The sequence below is a fragment of the Dysgonomonas sp. Marseille-P4361 genome, assembly GCF_900343125.1.
Classification (GTDB): Bacteria; Bacteroidota; Bacteroidia; order Bacteroidales; family Dysgonomonadaceae; genus Dysgonomonas.
The window spans coordinates 88,074-107,531 of record NZ_OPYL01000002.1 but is presented as its reverse complement, the minus strand read 5'-3'; the positions used below and the strand labels follow the sequence as shown (position 1 = coordinate 107,531).

The window sequence follows — 19,458 nt, the reverse complement described above, 5'->3', positions numbered from 1 at the left end:
GAAAGAATGAAATAGAGCAGATTTTAAACGAAACCACAGACACATTCATCCTCCTTCCTATACCTTCAATGCTTTATAGTTATCTCCCAGAGTCTTTACTTTACTTGTTTCTATTTTAGAGTCGTGACAATAGACCAATGTATAACCTTCTTTTTGTGCTTCGGATAAGAACCTCTCTTTTTCCCTTAACGATATTATTGCAGAAATATCATAAGCCGATATCCACTCAAGAGACACATGAGCTGCTGTAGGGACAACGTCTCCCGGAAAAGTAAAAACTCCATTCTTCGTTTCAATATAAGGCACCAACTGTCCCTCGCTATGTCCATTAAAGAGACGCAAACTAAACCCGTCGTATATAGATGCATCATTCTCTACAAAAAATAACTGCCCAGCTTCGAAGACTGGAAGAATATTCTCTTCAAATATTGCATCTCTCTCCAAACGATTGGGTAATAAGTAATTTCTCCACTGCTTTTCGCTCAACCAATATTTTGCATTCGCGAAAGAAGGCACAAGTTTATTCTCGCTGTCGATATATGTAGCATAGCCACAATGGTCGAAATGCAGATGGGTTAGCACCACATCTGTTATATCGTCAGTTGTATATCCCAATTCAGCTAAAGCTTCGGGAATAGAGACTAATTTGTGAGGTTGGTAATACGCTATTTTATCTAAATACTTATCACCTAAACCGGTATCAATTAAAATTTTCTTTTTATCGGACACAGCCAAAACGCAACGCATAACTAAAGGACATAAATTATCAGCATTGGCTGAATATTTCCGTTGCCAGGCCTTTTTCGGTACGGCGCCAAACATAGCACCCCCATCGGCCATAAAATAACCCGTATTTAAAATATGAATATCAAACATATCGCTAATATAGTTATTTCAAAAAGAACATAAGGTGATTTTATGGCATAAAAAAAACAGGGTAGAAATTTCTACCCTGTTTTTTTTATTTACTTAACCCGTTCCCATTCTTCGACTATATTCACTTTTCCATCAAGTACCCCATTACAAATCATCCGATTATCTTTAAATTCAATTTTCACTACTGCTTTTTTCCCTTTCCAATATTTCATTGTAGGAAGAGTAAAATCAATTTGCTCTACATACTCTCCATTTTCGAAAGTATACTTTCCTCCGGCTCCAGTCAGCACATTTCCGTCCGCATCATAACGATACCAAACGAAACTATCCTCTGTAATCAGTTTTACACTTTGATCATTTGTACTTTGATCAAAATTCTTAGTTTCGACCAATCTCCATGTACCTTCAATTTTTTTTCTTTCTTGGTTTTTTTCATTAATTTCGGCACTTGGAATACCTTCAATACCTTTAGGAATTTCCACGTAAGCAAAAGTTGCAACTGAAATTGCTACTAGAGGAAGTATTAATAAATACTTCCACCTGTTCTGTGTTTTAGATTTTTCTTTTAACATCATAGTTATTCTTTTTTTTAGTTTACTGTGATTGAGACTGTTGGTCATTGAATTGAAGAGCGATGAACCAACGGTCTCTTTTATTAATAATAGTTGATATTGTTTAGCATCAATACCTGAATCAATGACAAAACTATCAGCCTCATATTCATGAATATCTTGCAGTTCTTTATCTATTAACCACATAGCGGGATTATACCATTGAAGTATTGTCAGCAGCTTAATTATTACTAAGTCGATGGCATGAAATTGTTTTACATGGGCTAATTCATGTTGTATTATCATCTTTCCATTCGCAACATAATCGGTTCTAGAAATAATTATATAATTCATCCACGAAAACGGAGTATAATTCTCATCATGAATTATTAATCTCACTTTTCCCAATTTCCTTTTTTTATATTTATATATTAATCTAATTATTAGAATATTGGGATAAATGATCTTAATTGAGAAAAATACGATTCCAACTAAATATAAAAGAAGGATAATATTCACTAAAGTAAGATTTGCAAACTGTTCTGTTTTCTCAGGTACTATTCTTTCGTCGGCAAAAGGAACTACGTTTTGGCCTTTCTCGTTTAAAGCTGGCGTTCCTATCTGGTATTGATTTATATATTCAGAAGATGTATTGGCTAAAAAAGTTTCATAGCGATTAATTGTATCGTGTATATGCCACCGACCTATATTAAGTTCTATAAATGGAATTAATAAAGCAAACAAACAGAAGCCTATCAATATCAATCTATTGGCTCTATAGAAAGTTTCTCTACTAAATATTATTTTATATACAAAATAAAACAATATAAAGCATAGGGATAACTTTAAATTATAAGTAAATAATACACCCATAATAATCTAGTTATTATTTTTCTCAACTTGTGCAATTAACTCTTTTAACTCTGCTATTGATATCTCTTCCTTTTTTATAAAAGAAGAAACAACTTCCAGATAGGAATCATCAAAGTATTTACTAATCAACCCACTCAAAGTTCTTTTCCTATACTCGTCTCTACTCATCAGAGGAAAATATTGATAGGTTTTACCCAAAGATTTATGACTAATAAAACCTTTATCTTCTAATATTCGGATAATTGTAGATATAGTATTAACATGGGGCTTCGGTTCTTCATAAATCTCTTGTATTTCTTTTACAAGCATTGGACCTTTTTCCCATAGGATGGTCATTATCTCTTCTTCTTTCTTAGTTAACTGTTTCATAGTTGCAAGCTTATTATACAAATAAACTAAAAGATTTAGTTATAAACTAATTTCTTTAGTTAAAAGAAATAAATTTCTAAAAATAAAGAAGAGACGGTTTCACAACCATCTCTTCTCGGACCTTAACACTAATATAAAACTAACATATACTATGATCAAAAACAGGTAATATTAAATCAACTAAACATCTATTTAACACACTATGAAAAAAGTAATTTACCTGCTTTGTCTATTAAACACAATAACCGATATCTTTGTTCGCTCAAAAAACGATATATTTTCGTTATTTTTAAATAGATAACATCTATAAATAATCCAAACAGCTAAATTCGAAACTATATTCCATTATCTTTTAATCTACTTTAAGTTAAGACAAAAAAGAAAGACCTTTTGTGACATAAATTTTATTGCTAATTTTACATTCCCAAATGAAATAAACAGCAATGATTATAGCAAAAAAACTAAAGGATGAAAATATAAGCGAATACCTGCTATATATGTGGCAGATAGAAGACCTTATACGTGCCAACAATCTTGACATAGAAAAAACAGAGCAACAAATTATCTCTCGTTTTGACCAACCTGAGGATGTAAAGCTAGAGATAAGAGAGTGGTACGAGAATCTTATTGATATGATGCATCGCGAGGAGGTTACCGAAAAAGGTCATCTCATCATCAACAAGAATGTTATTCTTGACCTTACCGACTTGCATTTGCGTTTATTGAAATCTGGAACACAAGGGGATTATAGCGAAATTTATTATAAAACATTACCCTTTATTGTAGAATTGAGGGCTAAATCTTCGGATAAAGATATTCCTGAGATTGAGACATGCTTTGGCGCCTTATATGGCTACCTGCTTATGAAATTGCAAGGAAAGGAAATTTCGGGAGAGACTCAGGCTGCTGTAGCACAGATAAGCTCGTTTCTACGACTATTGTCGCAAAAATATAAAATGGAGAAAGAGGGGAAATTAGATATTTAATCTAATTACTTATCTTTTTCTTCTTTCTCTCTTATTCGCTTTCTGATTAGTGTATCACCAATTAGTAGTAAAAGAACCACTCCTGCAATAGAAACAATGAATGGATCAATTGCCAATTGAGGCAAATTCACATCAAAATCAAAAACTCCAGGAAGAGACAGTTTAACATCGAGCATCCATAGCAATAGGGACGGGATTCCCAATATAGCCACAATTCCACATGCTACTGCTATATATGATTTTACTACTTCGCGCCTTTCCTTCTTCTTCTCTATAGCATATATACGTCCCATCAGCTTACTTTCGAAAGCTGTTGACGGTTCGTCCAATTTTACATTCTGAAATAAACTTCTCAATTTATCTTCTTCTTTTTTCATTCTTGCATAAGTTTATTCATTTCAAAGTTCATATATTTTCTTATTCTATGCAACTTAACTTTTACATTTGCGACAGACAGGTCTGCAATTTCACTTATTTCCTGTATGCTATGATTGTTTAAGTAAAACATAGTTATCAGTAAAGCATCGTCCGGAGACATTTTCTTCAATACTGTTTCCAGATTATGCAATTTCTCTTCAGTAGCCAGTTCGTCTATATCGTCAGCCAGCTCCTCATTCTGAAGTTCTACATAAGAGTCTTCTATAGAAATAAACTGATATTTCCGCTTTCGCAACTCCGATATAGTTGTATTATAGGCTATACGATAGAGCCATGTTCCAAATCCGGACTCTTGTCTGAATTTATCTAAAGACAGATAAACTTTAATAAAAACTTCCTGAATAATATCTTCTACTTCTACACGACTAGAGACAATTTTTCCGACAATGGAGAAAACCATTCTTTCGTAGCGACGTACAATGTACACAAATGCATCTGCATCGCCTCGTTGAATCTGACGTATATAATAGATGTCGTCCAAATCTGTCATATCGGTATGACGCTAGGATTGTAGATAGGTTACAAATCTAAGTATAAAATTTCCTCTATATTATTTTTTCCTTAAAACTTGTAACCTTTAAATAAGTACCGCGTCAAAATGTACAAACGAACTAAAATGAATATTAATTAAAAAACATAAAAAATCATGGGAGAAATAACAGCAATGGTAATAGTAGCTACAATAGCTCTTACTATTTACAAATTATTTGAATTGTTTGCTCGCAAGAAAGAGCGCATGGCTATGATAGAGAAAATGACTGAAGGAAGCTCTATTTCTCAAGATCAATTATCGCCTCTTAGATCATCTTTTAATGTAGAAATAAGCAATAGTTCATGGCCAATTCGTATTGGATTATTACTTGTGGGTATCGGGTTTGGTGTTGTTTTAGCTGCATTTATAGATTTAAATTACTCTCCTCTTATTGATGGCAGCAATCTTTATCATGAATATAAGAATACAATTAATGCATTATACCCTGCACTTGCTGCAGTGTTTGGTGGAATCGGTTTGATCATTGCGTATTTTATAGAAAAGAAAGATCGTAAAGAAGACAAGGATAAAGCAAAAGAGTAAAAAATCAGTTCTCGCACAACAAAAAGAGGTATTATAGCTTTAAGGTTATGATACCTTTTTTAATTCAGACTATATAGATTACCCGGCAGATTTTTCACCATTCCCTTCATTTCCAATTCGAGTAAAGTAGAAAACAATTGATAAGTTGGAGTACTTAATTCTCTTGCCAACTGATCGATATGAATAGCTTCTTGATTTTTAAGCTGATCTACGATAATAGATTCTTCACTTGTTAGTTCTACAAACAACTCTTGTTGACGAGGCTGTTTTGTCTTTTTGGAAGACACGCTATCCCATCCCATTTGCTCTAAGAAATATTCTGTCGATAATAACAAATCTGCTTTATGCGAAGCGATCAATTTATTGCATCCTTTAGAGTATTTATCTGTTGCTTTGCCGGGCAAGGCAAACACGTCTTTACAATAAGAGTTCGCTATTTCGGCAGTAATCAGCGAACCTCCCTTATCATCCGATTCGACGACAATAACAGCATCAGCCATCCCCGCTACAATCCGATTGCGTCGAACAAAGTTGAAACGATCGGGTTCCGTTTCGCTCGGAAACTCGGTTATAATTCCGCCATTCCCCACCATTTCTTTAGCTGTCTGCCTATGTGCTGACGGATAGATTCTATCCAAGCCATGAGCCATTACGCCTATAGTAGGAAGTCCATACTTTAGAGCAAAGCGATGTGCTTGTATATCGATACCATATGCCAAGCCGCTAACAATAAGCGTATCGGGCAAAGCGGAAGCTATCTCTTGAAGAAATGTATCACAAAAACTATTCCCATAGGCTGTTGATTTTCGTGTACCGACTATACTTATAATCTTTTCAGCATTAAGATTCGTATTCCCTTTAAAATATAAAAGGACAGGAGCATCGGAACAATCCCGCAGTCGCTTTGGATATCCTTCTTCCGAAATAAAATATGTAGTTATTTTGTTATTTATGACAAAAGATAATTCTTTTTCTGCCCGTCTCAATACTTCGGGATTTAGAATTTCATCTATTGTTTTGGATGCTATCCCTTGTATGCTTGATAATGATTTACGGCTCGATTTAAAGATTTCTTCTTCATCTCCTACTACCTGCAACAGATTGCGAGCAGTGATATCCCCGACCCCTCTTATCTGAGTTAGGGCTATTTGATAAAGAAACTTATCTTCGACATTCATATTCTATGGCATTGATGAATCGTTCTCTACAATCAGTCCGTCTCGCATATGCACAGTACGATCTGTTATAGATGCCAAATGCTCGTCGTGAGTAACGATTACAAATGTTTGCCCGAGTGTATCTCGCAGTTTGAAAAATAACTGATGTAATTCTTCTTTATTCTCGGTATCTAAACTACCGGATGGCTCATCGGCTAATATCACAGCAGGGTTATTGATCAAAGCACGGGCAACAGCAGCTCGTTGTTTTTCTCCTCCCGATAGCTCATTCGGCTTATGCTCTATTCTATCAGCTAGACCAAGCATATCCAGCAATTCTTTAGCTCTTGCCTTAGCTTCGGATTCTTTTACTTTCGCAATCAGAGCTGGAATCATTACATTTTCCAGTGCCGTAAATTCGGGCAACAATTGATGAAACTGAAATACGAAACCTATATTTTTATTCCTAAAGTCAGACAACTTAGAATCACTCAGTTTACTTACATTTTCGTTATTGATAGTAACAGTCCCTCTATCAGCTTTGTCCAGTGTTCCCATTATTTGCAGCAGAGTTGTCTTACCTGCACCACTGGCTCCTACAATCGAGATTATCTCTTTCTTTTCTACATGCAGGTTGATCCCTTTAAGAACTTGCAAACTGCCAAAGCTTTTAGTTATTCCTTCTACTGTTATCATATTTATGTCATTATATAAAAAAGGCTACACAAAGATAAAAACTTTTATGTAGCCCTCTTCTATATCTACCAAGAAGAAATTAAAAATGGAGAGTAACTTGTTGTATCTGGTTTTTATGCATTCTGATCAAGGATTCTAAATAAGGATGGTATATAATATCAAAGCCTCTAACTCACTTATTGAGGATTGGAATATAATTATTAGCTTTATGAGTAATTTTAATTTATAGAGGATGAAGAGATATACATTTATCGCAGAATTTCGAGGAGGAACATATATTTCACAACATGTAGAGAAAGATATATATGATGCACTAAAAATTTGGGTAGCTACTCTTGATACATCAATATTTCCTCAACGAATTATAGACAAACTTCAAAAGGAAATTATAGAGGAAGAGCCCACACCAATTACAGGAGTAAAAAATGTGTGGTGTAGCTCATTTTTACCATACAATTCTTTCTTATTATTAAATATTATTGAAACAGCCTAAAGAAAATCCCCAAAACATTTCTGCTTGAGGATTCTGTTTTAGAAATATGGAAGCATATAAGACTAGAGCTGATCTCCTTTAGACTGCCAGTCTAACGCTCTAGCCAGATGAGCTAATGCCCCTTATAGATTTTATGCAAATCTATAAAAATATTATTGATTTCATTTCGTCCCTATACCAAAATAGTCGAAACCTAATTCATTCATTTCTTGCTTACTGTATATATTACGACCATCGAACACTACAGGCTTGATCATTGTTTTCTTTATCACCTGCCAAGCCGGAAGGCGAAATTCATTCCACTCTGTCACCATCAGAATAGCATCGGCATCTAGTGTGGCATCATATATATCTTTGGCATAAGCTATGCTATCTCCCAAGTGACGTTTCGCTTCTTTCATAGCAACCGGATCGTAAGCTCTCACCTTACCACCAGCATTCAAAATCTTATCTATCAGCACCAATGATGGAGCCTCGCGCATATCATCAGTCTTAGGCTTAAATGCCAATCCCCACAATGCGATGGTCTTACCCTTTATATCATTGTTGTAATATTTCATTAGCTTTTCGAATAACACTTCTTTTTGTCTGTCATTCACTTTCTCTACAGCTTCAAGGATATGCATATCGTGACCTAAATCTCTTGCAGTTTTTATCAAAGCTTTCACGTCTTTAGGAAAACAGCTACCTCCATAACCGCACCCTGCATAAAGGAATTTTGCACCAATACGAGCATCTGCTCCTATTCCCTTGCGAACCATAGTAACGTCCGCCCCTACAATTTCGCACAAATTGGCAATATCGTTCATAAAGCTGATACGTGTAGCCAACATTGCATTAGCTGCATATTTAATCATTTCCGCCGAAGGAATATCGGTATATATAATACGGTAATTATTTAGAGTAAACGGCTTGTAGAGTTTTTCCATCAATTTGCGAGCCTCTTCCGATTCCAAACCAACAACCACACGATCAGGCTGCATAAAGTCTGTTATAGCTGCTCCCTCTTTCAAGAATTCTGGATTAGAAGCCACGTCGAATTTCAAGTCAGACAAACCTCTTTTGTCTAATTCGTCTTGTATGGTTTTCTTCACCAGGTTGGCAGTACCAACAGGCACTGTACTCTTAGTTACTACAACCATATATTTTGTCAAATTCTGTCCTATCGTACGAGCTACTTCCAATACATATTTCAGGTCTGCACTACCATCTTCATCAGGAGGCGTTCCTACTGCAGAGAATACGATATCCACATCGTTTAAGATAGAAGCAAGATCGGTAGTAAAATGCAGACGTCCTGCATTATGGTTACGCTCTACCATTTCGTCCAACCCTGGTTCGAAAATTGGAATAATCCCGTTCTTAAGATTTTCGATCTTTTCTTGGTTAACGTCCACACAATAGACTTCTGTCCCCATTTCGGCAAAGCAGGTTCCTGTAACTAAACCGACATAACCTGTACCAACGATAGCTATTTTCATTAATTGTATTTGTATTAATTTTGACTGATAGTTGCAAATGTTTGTAAGCCTGCAAAGATACGATTATTTTTTCAATTTATATAAAAAACAAAACCCGTAACAGCTGTACGATACGGGTTTTTATTATTTTTATTAAACCAAGATACTTATATTATTTATTTGACAAAGAGTAACTACCGGCGGGCAACTCAAACTGAGTGTAACCATTTTCTTTCTTTATCTCTTTAGCAAACCCAGAAGCCTCCATAATCTCACCTTCAGAAGGGAAGTATAGTATTGCTTTGGAATTCGCAGGAATAGTGACATTCATCATAAACTTATCGCCTTCTTTTTTCCACTCAGACTTAATCAGCCCGACAGGTGAATCGAAAGAAGATTTCACCCAATCGATTGTTAAAGCCTTCAATCGCGGCGGACGGATAACGAACTCTTTAAATCCCGGCACATCAGGACTTCTCTTAATACCAGCCAGTCCATCAATATACCATGCTCCCGGATACAAATATGAGCTATGAAGCAGAGAATGTCCCGGCAGATCTTTTTCCCACATTTCCCAGATTGTAGTTGCATCATTTTCTTTCATATAACCCCAACTAGGATAAGTGGTTTGTGAAGTCATCGAATAAATCAAATCATCACGTCCTTCATCTCTCAGCAATTTAAACAATAAAGCTCCGGCTGTAATACCTACATGAATATGTCCGTTGCGAACTTCCAATATTTCTTTTTCCAGACGCTTCATCACTCCAGCTCGCAAGTCTACAGGAGGTACATCGGCCACCAGTGCGGCTGCCAGATTACCCATCGATTTGTCGGAGTAACTATAATCTTCTTTATCGTAAAACTTATCATTAATTGCTTTTGACGACAATTCGGCTTGTCTTTCCCACTCTTCGGCCTCCTTCGTCTTTCCTATAATATGGGCTATTTTAGCTGCTGTACGAAGATTGAACACATAATAGCAACTATTCAGGCATTCTGTTTGCGGAGAATTATTATTCATCCCTTCTGCCGTTGCGTTAGGCCAAAGCCAGTCGCCTAAGAAGTCCCATGGTCCGCCAAATCTTTTCAATATTCCGTTCTCGGTATGCGAAGTCAAAAATTCAAGCCATTTCGTCATCATTTCGAAGTTAGATTCAAGAATACGCACATCGCCTTCGTGTTGGTAAACAAACCAAGGCAGAGATATACATATACCTCCCCAAGCAGGGCCACCACCACCATTTCGGGTTGGAGCTGTATGTGGTAAAATTCCGCCACCTACATAACCGCCACCCATCGATTCCCAACCTTGAACATCGCGCCAGTCCTGCATCCATTTTGTATAGAATGCACCCATCTTATAGTTGAAAAGCCCAGTCTCTGAAGTAGCATGAGCATCACCTCCATAACCTAATCTTTCTCGTTGCGGGCAATCAACAATATACCCTCCTATCGACAGATTTTCGAAAGTCCATAGCACACGGTCATAAATCCAGTTCTGTAACGGGTCGGAACATTCGAAAGTGCTCGCCGTTTCATAATTCGTTCTCACCAACCATCCTTTAATATCCGATAATTGCGGTTTCTCTTTCAATCCTCTGATTGTAATCCAACGTCCTGAACTATAATTAAACCTGTTTTTGAAAGTTGACATACCCGACTCACCTATTACGCAAGCACTTCTAAGACGGAAGGTCATTTCCTCCTGCTCTCTCTCCGAGTATCTGAACAGAATTGTATCTCCGGGATTCCCTTTCACTTTCACCTCTGTCCATCCGGCAAAGTTTACTCCCATATCAACTCTGTAAGAGCCATCTTCGTTTTCTTCAATAGAGATTGGTCTAATTTCATCCAAGATCCGGTTTCCCTGAGCACGTTCTGCAGACAATTTCAATTCCGGCTGATATTCGGTTGCATTCGCCCATATATTATCGTCTAGCGAAATTGTATTCCAGTCGGAAATATATCTTGATTCGTCCCAAAGTTCACCTCCAAAGTTCCATGTTTTCCATGTTCCTAGAAGTTTACTGGAGCTCGCTTTTGTCTTCCAGCTAGAATCGGTTATTATACGCATATCCGCTTTTACTGCTTCTATACTAGAATCTGAATAATAGACATCTGCTTGAGCTAACACAATAGGCGTTAACGGTTTGTTATTCCCTTCATATTCTTTAAAAATAGACCATGATGTACCCAACCAAAAGGCGATCACATTCTTTCCCGGTTCAAGATATGGAGCAATATCATAACCTACATAGCTCGCTCTATGCGAGTGACTAACCACCAAAGGAGAAAGAACATCTTCCGAAACTTTTTCTCCATTTACATATAATTCGTGATAACCTACCGAAGCTACGAACATAATTGCTTTAGCAGGCTTCCTATCCAATTCTACGACCTTTCTGATCCAAGGATCCCATATATTGCAATCCTCTCCCTGATTATCAAACACCTCGTTACTACCAATCCATTTTGCAGTCCAATCCGATACTTCAAAATTGCCGGTATTCCAAAACAAGACTTCGCTCCAATCCGAGATTTCACCTTTCTCGTCTTTTACCTGAATTTTCCAGTAATATGTTCTGTCCGAAAGTAATTGCTTCCCTTCGTAAGTAATATTCTGACTATTATCGGAATCCACCCAACCGGAGTCCCACATATCTCCGGTATCATTTCCTATCGCAGCTTTAGATTGAGAGACAATAATACGATATCCAAGTTGTTTTTGACCAAAATCGGAAGTATTTGTGGCGTTCAGCTTCCAGCTAAAGCGAGGCTTCTCCTCATCCAGATTAAGAGGGTTATCTAAATATTCACACCTCAGCTCGTAAGGGACAATCGTTGTCTTATGATTGTTACAAGAAATAAGGACTAAAGAACAAAAGAGAATTGTACAAAAAAACAGTTTCTTTCTCATAGTATAGATCTGGTTAGTGTCAGTTTATGACGTTAAAAATGAAGATGGGCATTATTTGCTGACTATTTCAATAACATAGTCCAACATGCAGTAAAGATATTTATTAATTAGTGTGTAACAAAACATTGAATAATGTTTTACAACAAATATTATCACTTAAAACAGATTGATATTCATATCATTCGGCTGTGTTCACAATTTCAATCCGCCCCTTAACACTTTTACATGAGAAGTAAGCCTTTTTTATCCTTTCCTTATTAGATTAAACTATCATTTTTTACTACCTTTGTATGCCTATTAAAAACATCAAATATAAACAATAAGCAAAAGTATGGTTTTCTTCTTTCAAACCCCCTCTAAAAGCATTATTGCTGTTCAATCAAACACTACACTTAGCGACGAATCTATCCAACGACTAACTTGGGCGTTTAGCGAAGCTGTATTATTAGAAGCAGACAAGCTGACCGGTTTTTTCGTAGGACCGCGCAGAGAGATGATTACTCCTTGGAGTACGAATGCTGTAGAAATTACTCAAAACATGGGTATCGAAGGTATCATTCGTATCGAAGAGTTTTTCCCTGTTGACAACAGCAATGCTGAGCATGATCCGATGCTTCAACGCATTTATGACGGATTGAATCAGGATGTATTTACTATCTCGAGACAGCCTGAGCCTATCATCGAAATAGATGATATCAACGCATACAATCAGCAAGAAGGATTGGCGCTTAGCGAAGATGAAATAGAGTACCTGAACAGTGTGAGCGAACGTTTGGGCAGAAAACTAACAGACAGCGAAGTTTTCGGCTTCTCGCAAGTAAACTCAGAACACTGCCGTCACAAAATATTCAACGGTGTATTTATCATCGATGGTGAAGAGAAAGAAAGTTCTCTTTTCAAATTGATCAAGAAAACATCGCAAACTAACCCGAACAAACTAGTTTCGGCTTACAAAGACAACGTAGCCTTTAACCAAGGACCCGAAATAGAACAATTTGCCCCTACAGATGGCGATAAGCCTAGCTTCTTTGAAGTAAAACCAATCAAATCGGTTATTTCGCTGAAAGCAGAGACTCACAACTTCCCTACAACTGTAGAACCTTTCAATGGTGCTGCTACAGGTTCGGGAGGTGAAATTCGCGACCGTCTGGGTGGAGGTAAAGCATCACTCCCAATAGCAGGAACGGCTGTTTATATGACATCTTACCCTCGCACCAAAGCGGGTAAAGCATGGGAAGAAACAATGCAGGAAAGACCTTGGCTGTATCAGACACCTGAGGAAATACTAATTAAAGCTTCTAATGGAGCATCGGACTTCGGAAACAAATTTGGGCAACCGCTTATCTGTGGCTCCTTATTGACATTCGAACACGAAGAGAACAGGAAGAAATTTGCCTACGACAAAGTAATCATGCTTGCCGGCGGTGTAGGATATGCTAACAGACGCGATGCGCTGAAAGGTGATCCTAAACCGGGAGAAAAAGTAGTGATACTTGGAGGAGACAACTACCGCATCGGAATGGGTGGTGGAGCTGTATCGTCTGTTGACACCGGTGAATTTTCGAGCGGAATTGAATTGAATGCCGTACAACGTGCAAATCCTGAAATGCAAAAACGTACAGCAAACGTTATCCGTGCGCTGGCAGAAGCAGATAATAACCCAATCGTATCGATACACGACCACGGTGCAGGCGGACACCTAAACTGTCTGTCGGAGCTTGTAGAAGCTACCGGAGGAAAAATCGACGTATCGAAATTGCCTGTGGGCGACCCTACCCTATCTTCGAAAGAAATAGTGGGAAATGAGAGTCAGGAGCGTATGGGGCTTTTGATTCCGGAAGAAGCAACAGATATGATCAAGCGTATAGCCGACCGCGAACGCTCGCCGATGTACGTTGTGGGTGAAACTACCGACGATATGAAATTCGTATTTGAACAAGCTGACGGAAAACGTCCGATTGATCTTAAACTAGAAGATTTCTTCGGTAAAGCGCCTAAAACAATCATGCGCGACGAAACGCTTGACGAAACATATACAAACCCAGAATATGATATTACACAGCTTGACGAATATGTAAAAAATGTTCTTCAACTAGAGGCTGTAGCTTGTAAAGACTGGTTGACAAACAAAGTTGACCGTTCGGTAACGGGTAAGGTAGCACGTCAACAAACGCAAGGAGAAATTCAATTACCATTGAGCGACCTTGGTGCTGTTGCCCTAGACTATAAAGGGAAAGTGGGTATTGCGACATCTATCGGTCATGCTCCTCAGGCAGCGATGGTAGATCCGGCTGCTGGTTCTGTACTTGCTATTGCCGAATCGTTGACAAATATCGTGTTTGCTCCTATCGAAGACGGACTGAAAGGCATATCATTGAGTGCTAACTGGATGTGGCCTTGTAAGAATCCGGGAGAAGATGCAAGATTGTACAAAGCCGTAGAAGCTTGTTCCGACTTTGCATGCGAATTGGGCATTAATATACCGACAGGAAAAGACTCCTTGTCGATGACTCAAAAATATGGTGACGAGAAAGTATATTCTCCGGGAACAGTGATTATTTCTGCTGCCGGTGAAGTGAAGAACATTCGCAAGATTGTTTCTCCGGTATTAGCTTACATAAAAGGGACATACCTATACTATATCGACTTTTCTTTCGACACGTTCAAGTTAGGAGGCTCTGCTTTTGCCCAAACGTTGAGTAAAGTAGGTGAAGAAGCTCCGACAGTACAAGACCCCGAATATTTCAAAAATGCATTCTCTGCTGTTCAGGAACTGATCGACAGAGGATTGGTATTGGCAGGTCACGACATCTCGGCAGGAGGTATGATAACCACAATGCTTGAAATGTGCTTTGCTAATCCGCAAGGAGGTTTGGAGGCTCGTTTAGACAAGCTTCATCATGCAGACCTAATCAAAATATTATTCTCCGAAAATCCAGGAGTATTGATCCAAGTAAAACATCATCATTTGGTAGAAAAAATATTGGATGATTATGGTATCGGATTTGCTATCGTTGCACGCCCTATCGAAGATCGCAAGTTGGTTATCCAAAAAGATGCATTTGTACAAGAATTCGACATCGATGCGTTACGCGATACTTGGTTCGAACCTTCATACTTATTGGATCGTAAACAAACGGGAGAGAAATTGGCTGCCGAACGTTTCGAAAACTACAAAAAACAACCATTGCAATTCAACTATAGTCCTTCTTTTACCGGACGATTTGCTCAATTCAACATTGATCCTAACAGAAGAGAAGCTACAGGCTTAAAAGCAGCTATCATCCGCGAAAAAGGAACGAATGGAGAACGCGAAATGGCTTATTCGCTATACCTTGCTGGCTTTGACGTAAAAGACGTTCACATGACAGACCTTGCATCGGGGAGAGAAACACTGGAAGACATCAATCTGATTGTTTTCTGTGGAGGATTCTCAAACTCTGACGTACTTGGATCTGCTAAAGGATGGGCAGGAAGCTTTATGTACAACGAGAAAGCGAAAGAAACGCTTCGTAAATACTACGAACGCAAAGACACGCTAAGCCTTGGTGTATGTAACGGTTGCCAGTTGATGATGGAACTGGGATTGGTTTATCCAGAGCATGATGTAAAACCTAAGATGGAACATAACGCCTCTCACAAGTTTGAGTCTACCTATATTAGTGTAGAGATTCCTCAGAACTCATCTGTGATGTTTGGCTCTCTATCGGGTAGCAAGCTTGGTATCTGGGTGGCACACGGTGAAGGACGTTTCGCAATGCCTAAACCAGAATCGGAGTACAACATTGTTGCTAAATATTGCTACAGTGAATATCCGGGCAATCCGAATGGTTCGGACTTTGATACAGCCGGAGTAGTATCTAAAGATGGTCGCCACTTGGCTATCATGCCTCACTTAGAGCGTTCGTTGTTCCCTTGGCAATGTGCGCACTATCCATTCGAGAATCGCAAAGATGATTTCACACCTTGGATGGAAGCCTTTGTGAATGCCAGAGAATGGATAAAGAATATTAAGAAATAACAGACATTTATATAAGAATGGCACGGAGACTTCTGTGCCATTTTTATGAATACACAAACCGACATGAAAGAAAACAAACCACTATACGAATTCAAAATGAAGGTGCGCGACTACGAATGCGACGCACAAGGTATTGTGAACAATGCCAACTATCAACACTACTACGAGGTAGTTCGCCACGAATTTCTGGAAGAGAACGGATTAAACTTTTACGAACTGCATCAAGAGGGAATAGATGCTGTTGTGGTGAGTGTGTACATCCGTTACAAGCATTCTCTGAGAGGGGCAAACGACTTTATCTGTACAGTAGACAAAATAGAAAAAGAAGGTATCCGTTACATATTTCATCAAAAGATTATCCGATTGAAGGACAATAAAGTTTGCTCTACAGCCAAAGTAGAAACGGCATGTATGGTAAATGGAAAAGTTGGCAAGCCCGATTTGTTTGACGAGAAGCTAGGTAAATTTCTAATCGATTGAGTTGAATTATGAAAACAGTAAGAAAAATTATCCTTTCCTTTTTATTGCTGGTATCGGTGGGTCTTAGCGTCTTATTTACAACTGCGTTTATAAATCGTATGAATCTTCCTTACAATTCGGAAGGACGATATTTTAATGGTATAGTTGTATATCATGAGCAAGCCATAGAAGTCTTCGGTATCATTTCATCTGTTTTCATCATCATCACAATAGGTCTGACTTATTTGCTTTACAGAAGTTTTAGAAAAAAATAGTTAACACATTAAGAATACAAACTATGGCAAAAATATACGAAAACAAAATGAAGGTGCGCGACTACGAGTGCGATTCGCAAGGAGTGGTCAACAATGCCATCTACCTACATTATTTTGAGGCTACTCGCCACGAATTGATGGAGCAGTGCGGACTTCGCCTACGCGACCTCACCGAAGCAAACATTATCCCCGTGGTACGGAATGTAAATATCAATTATCGTAATTCGTTAAGAGGCTCAGAGGAATTTGTTTGTACAGCGACTGCAGTGCGCGAAGGTGTGCGCTATTATTTTCATCAGGAGATAACCCGAATACCTGACAATACGTTGTGTGCAAAGGCCGATATAGAAGTAGTCTGCCTTGTCGACGGGAAGGTTGTGATGCCCGAAATGTTTGACAAAGTATTTGTTGACTATTTAACTTGGAAATAAATTTAACCTATCTTCTGAAAAGATAATTATTATGAAATTTTATTTAAGCTACATATTATTATTCTGTTTTTCGGTGAGTATCAATGCTCAAAATATTGAAAAGACTTCCAAACATAAAGTGGGTATTCATACAACTTTTATAGGAGGGAACGATTCTTTTGCGTGTGAAGAAGATGGAGATGCCAGTATAGATGGAAAAGGTTTTTACACATTAGGTGCCAGCTACACTTTCATCCTAAGCAAACGTATAGAGCTACAAAGTGGTTTAGAATTTTCCAGATCTAAAATAAGAATCACTCCTCCATACATGGGAGAAAAGTATAATCACTCGTCATGGAACGAAAATATAAAACTACTAACGATACCTCTTACAACAAATATAAATTTAGGAAAATACATCTTCTTAAATGCAGGTTTCCTATTAGACTTCGAAGTATCGAAAAATAATTCTGTTAATAAACAATCCGGCCTAGGAACTGTTTTAGGTATTGGAGGTAAATATGACTTCGATTCAGGACTTTCTATTTTTGTAAATCCTTATCATAAAATGCATGTGTGGATACCGTTTCCTTTATCATCATATCATCAACGTTTTTCGGAGTATGGTTTGAAGATAGGAGCTAATTATAGGTTTTAGGCTATTAGTGTTATAATTTAAAATATATAATGTCAAATAAACTTAGAATATATGTGGTTCGTCATGGGAAAACATTGATGAACACACTCGACAAAGTACAAGGGTGGTGCGATTCACCCCTTACAAATGAGGGCATAGAAGCTGCTCGTCACTTAGGATACGGACTTAGTGATATTAATTTCAGAACAGCTTATTGCAGCGATTTACGCAGAACAAGACAAACTTCGCAAATCATACTTGGAGCGAAAGAACAAGATGACCTACCTATCGTAGAGATGCCCGGGTTACGCGAAGCTTGTTTTGGAAGCTTCGAGGCTGACTACAATCATGTGATGTGGAACAGTGCCGCTCTTTATCTTCATTATGTATCGATGGACGAAATGGTGAAAGATATTCTGGCTAAGAAGATTAGCTACAAAGAAGTCCTTAATGCAGTTAAAGCAATCGACAGACTAAATATGGCTGAGAGTTTTTCTCAGGTAGAAGCTCGTACTCAGGAAAGCTTGAGAGAGATAGCGATACGAGAAATAGAGCAAGGAGACGGAAATATTTTAGTCGTTTCTCACGGCATGAGTATCCTTGCCATGTTGCTTGGGCTTGGTGGTGATAAATACTTCGAAAAACCGCTAGAGAATGCTGCTGTATGCGAAGTTACTTATCAAGATGGGGAGTTCACCGTACACTCTATGGCAGATATGAGCTATGTAAACAAAGGGAAAGAAATAGCATCTAAACTATAACTATTATGTACAAATTGATATTTCTTTTTATCATCGCATTATTAACATCCTGCGATCCCAATTCGAACACGATAACAGGTGAAGTTGTGAGTGTTGCCGACGGTGATACTTTCACGATGAAGACAATCACCAACGAGAAGATAAAAGTTCGTTTGTACGGAATAGATGCTCCCGAAAGAGGACAAGATTTCGGCACTAAGTCGCGACAACTACTGAACGATCTATGCTATGGAAAGTTAGTCGAAGTAACCGTTGAAGATATAGACCAATACGACCGCACCTTAGGCACAGTATATGTTGATGGAATAAACGTGAACGAAGAAATGGTCAGAAACGGATTGGCTTGGTATTACAGCCACTTTGTAGACAATCCCAGACTTGACTCATTGGAGCAAATAGCCAGAAGCGAGAAATTGAATATATGGAGTAAAAAGAACCCTATGTCTCCATTCGAGTTCAGAAAGAAAAAGAAAGAGTAAATTTTATATTTACTCTTTCAATAATTTATCTAGAAAATCGTCGAATTCTTTATCTAATTTATCGAGCAGGTCATTACTCAACTCTACAACCGAGTCTTCGTTTATCAGCAACAGCTCTTCTATAACAGCCATATTCTCATCGGCATAATTCACCGAAAACGGTTTATATATATCGAGGGAAGAGAATTTATCCTCATCGTCTAGTTGCTCTGTAGCATTCCTCAATACAGAAATAACCTCCCGATCATCGAGTGAATCTACTTTATCAACCCAATTGAAAATCACTATTTCGGCTACCTTATTCTCCTCATCGTCGAAAAAAGCAACCTCTCCACTCTCTTTATCTACTGTAATAAAAATATCTGTCAAGGAACTACCTTGATACTCTTTTGCTAAAATATCTATAGCTTCCTGAAACGTATCCTTAACCAGCGTTACTGCATCTCTATTTGCGCTTGCTTCCATACTATGACGATGTTTGAAGTAATCTACGAAAGTAGTAAAAAAATTGAATTATAGACC

General features: G+C 37.9%; 20 protein-coding genes and 1 tRNA gene. 10 read left to right on the top strand and 11 right to left on the bottom strand.

What is annotated here, in order from left to right:
- Positions 1–57: 57 nt before the first annotated feature.
- The 3 genes from DHU68_RS04300 to DHU68_RS04290 all read right to left on the bottom strand — a co-directional run bounded on the left by DHU68_RS04300 (position 58) and on the right by DHU68_RS04290 (position 2,669).
- The gene (locus DHU68_RS04300; protein ID WP_108821755.1) at positions 58–876 is read right to left on the bottom strand and encodes an MBL fold metallo-hydrolase; all 819 of its coding nucleotides are present in this window, start codon (positions 874–876) and stop codon (positions 58–60) included.
- Positions 877–965: 89 nt separating this feature from the next.
- Positions 966–2,192, bottom strand: coding sequence for a M56 family metallopeptidase (locus tag DHU68_RS04295; protein ID WP_160111074.1), 1,227 nt, complete (start codon positions 2,190–2,192; stop codon positions 966–968).
- 114 nt (positions 2,193–2,306) lie between these two features.
- Complete coding sequence (locus DHU68_RS04290; protein WP_108821753.1) at positions 2,307–2,669, bottom strand: BlaI/MecI/CopY family transcriptional regulator; 363 nt, start codon at positions 2,667–2,669, stop codon at positions 2,307–2,309.
- Between the two features lie 443 nt (positions 2,670–3,112).
- Here DHU68_RS04290 and DHU68_RS04285 point away from each other — a divergent pair, with 443 nt between their 5' ends.
- Complete coding sequence (locus tag DHU68_RS04285) at positions 3,113–3,655, top strand: DUF4924 family protein (protein WP_108821752.1); 543 nt, start codon at positions 3,113–3,115, stop codon at positions 3,653–3,655.
- A gap of 5 nt (positions 3,656–3,660) precedes the next feature.
- Here the strand turns inward: DHU68_RS04285 and DHU68_RS04280 are convergent, their stop codons facing one another.
- Positions 3,661–4,032: a hypothetical protein gene (locus DHU68_RS04280; protein ID WP_108821751.1), complete on the bottom strand. Its 372-nt coding sequence runs from the start codon at positions 4,030–4,032 to the stop codon at positions 3,661–3,663.
- A complete protein-coding gene (locus DHU68_RS04275; RefSeq protein WP_108821750.1) occupies positions 4,029–4,583 on the bottom strand; it encodes an RNA polymerase sigma factor in 555 nt (184 codons plus the stop codon). Before DHU68_RS04275 ends, DHU68_RS04280 begins: the two co-directional genes overlap by 4 nt.
- 156 nt (positions 4,584–4,739) lie before the next feature.
- On the opposite strand from DHU68_RS04275, the gene DHU68_RS04270 reads away from it, so the two are divergent.
- Positions 4,740–5,168: a DUF6249 domain-containing protein gene (locus DHU68_RS04270; protein WP_108821749.1), complete on the top strand. Its 429-nt coding sequence runs from the start codon at positions 4,740–4,742 to the stop codon at positions 5,166–5,168.
- A gap of 59 nt (positions 5,169–5,227) precedes the next feature.
- Here the strand turns inward: DHU68_RS04270 and dprA are convergent, their stop codons facing one another.
- Positions 5,228–6,346: a DNA-processing protein DprA gene (gene dprA, locus DHU68_RS04265; protein ID WP_108821748.1), complete on the bottom strand. Its 1,119-nt coding sequence runs from the start codon at positions 6,344–6,346 to the stop codon at positions 5,228–5,230.
- Positions 6,347–6,349: 3 nt separating this feature from the next.
- Positions 6,350–7,021, bottom strand: a complete 672-nt coding sequence (locus tag DHU68_RS04260) for an ABC transporter ATP-binding protein (protein ID WP_108821747.1) — start codon at positions 7,019–7,021, stop codon at positions 6,350–6,352.
- A gap of 232 nt (positions 7,022–7,253) precedes the next feature.
- Here DHU68_RS04260 and DHU68_RS04255 point away from each other — a divergent pair, with 232 nt between their 5' ends.
- Positions 7,254–7,514, top strand: a complete 261-nt coding sequence (locus DHU68_RS04255) for a hypothetical protein (protein ID WP_108821746.1) — start codon at positions 7,254–7,256, stop codon at positions 7,512–7,514.
- Positions 7,515–7,562: 48 nt separating this feature from the next.
- Here the strand turns inward: DHU68_RS04255 and DHU68_RS04250 are convergent.
- The 3 genes from DHU68_RS04250 to DHU68_RS04240 form a co-directional block, all read right to left on the bottom strand.
- Positions 7,563–7,636, bottom strand: a tRNA-Ala gene (locus tag DHU68_RS04250).
- 39 nt (positions 7,637–7,675) lie between these two features.
- Positions 7,676–8,995, bottom strand: coding sequence for a UDP-glucose/GDP-mannose dehydrogenase family protein (locus tag DHU68_RS04245; RefSeq protein WP_108821745.1), 1,320 nt, complete (start codon positions 8,993–8,995; stop codon positions 7,676–7,678).
- Positions 8,996–9,146: 151 nt separating this feature from the next.
- Positions 9,147–11,894, bottom strand: coding sequence for a family 78 glycoside hydrolase catalytic domain (locus DHU68_RS04240; protein WP_108821744.1), 2,748 nt, complete (start codon positions 11,892–11,894; stop codon positions 9,147–9,149).
- A 331-nt stretch (positions 11,895–12,225) separates the two neighbouring features.
- Between DHU68_RS04240 and purL the strand changes: the two genes are divergently transcribed.
- From purL to DHU68_RS04210, 7 genes are all read left to right on the top strand, one after another.
- The gene (gene purL / locus DHU68_RS04235) at positions 12,226–15,915 is read left to right on the top strand and encodes a phosphoribosylformylglycinamidine synthase (protein ID WP_108821743.1); all 3,690 of its coding nucleotides are present in this window, start codon (positions 12,226–12,228) and stop codon (positions 15,913–15,915) included.
- Positions 15,916–15,978: 63 nt separating this feature from the next.
- A complete protein-coding gene (locus DHU68_RS04230; protein WP_108822131.1) occupies positions 15,979–16,395 on the top strand; it encodes a thioesterase family protein in 417 nt (138 codons plus the stop codon).
- Positions 16,396–16,403: 8 nt separating this feature from the next.
- On the top strand, positions 16,404–16,649 hold the full coding sequence (locus DHU68_RS14150; RefSeq protein ID WP_160111073.1) for a hypothetical protein: 246 nt from the start codon (positions 16,404–16,406) through the stop codon (positions 16,647–16,649).
- Between the two features lie 23 nt (positions 16,650–16,672).
- Positions 16,673–17,080 carry a thioesterase family protein gene (locus DHU68_RS04225; protein WP_108821742.1) on the top strand — a complete coding sequence of 136 codons (408 nt, stop codon included), beginning with the start codon at positions 16,673–16,675 and terminating at the stop codon, positions 17,078–17,080.
- Between the two features lie 31 nt (positions 17,081–17,111).
- The gene (locus DHU68_RS04220; protein WP_108821741.1) at positions 17,112–17,717 is read left to right on the top strand and encodes an outer membrane beta-barrel protein; all 606 of its coding nucleotides are present in this window, start codon (positions 17,112–17,114) and stop codon (positions 17,715–17,717) included.
- Positions 17,718–17,746: 29 nt separating this feature from the next.
- Positions 17,747–18,457 (top strand): histidine phosphatase family protein, encoded by a 711-nt coding sequence (locus DHU68_RS04215; protein ID WP_108821740.1) that lies wholly within the window; start codon positions 17,747–17,749, stop codon positions 18,455–18,457.
- Between the two features lie 5 nt (positions 18,458–18,462).
- Complete coding sequence (locus tag DHU68_RS04210; RefSeq protein ID WP_108821739.1) at positions 18,463–18,936, top strand: thermonuclease family protein; 474 nt, start codon at positions 18,463–18,465, stop codon at positions 18,934–18,936.
- Between the two features lie 9 nt (positions 18,937–18,945).
- Here DHU68_RS04210 and DHU68_RS04205 read toward each other — a convergent pair whose 3' ends face one another.
- Positions 18,946–19,401: a hypothetical protein gene (locus DHU68_RS04205; RefSeq protein ID WP_108821738.1), complete on the bottom strand. Its 456-nt coding sequence runs from the start codon at positions 19,399–19,401 to the stop codon at positions 18,946–18,948.
- Positions 19,402–19,458: the final 57 nt, after the last annotated feature.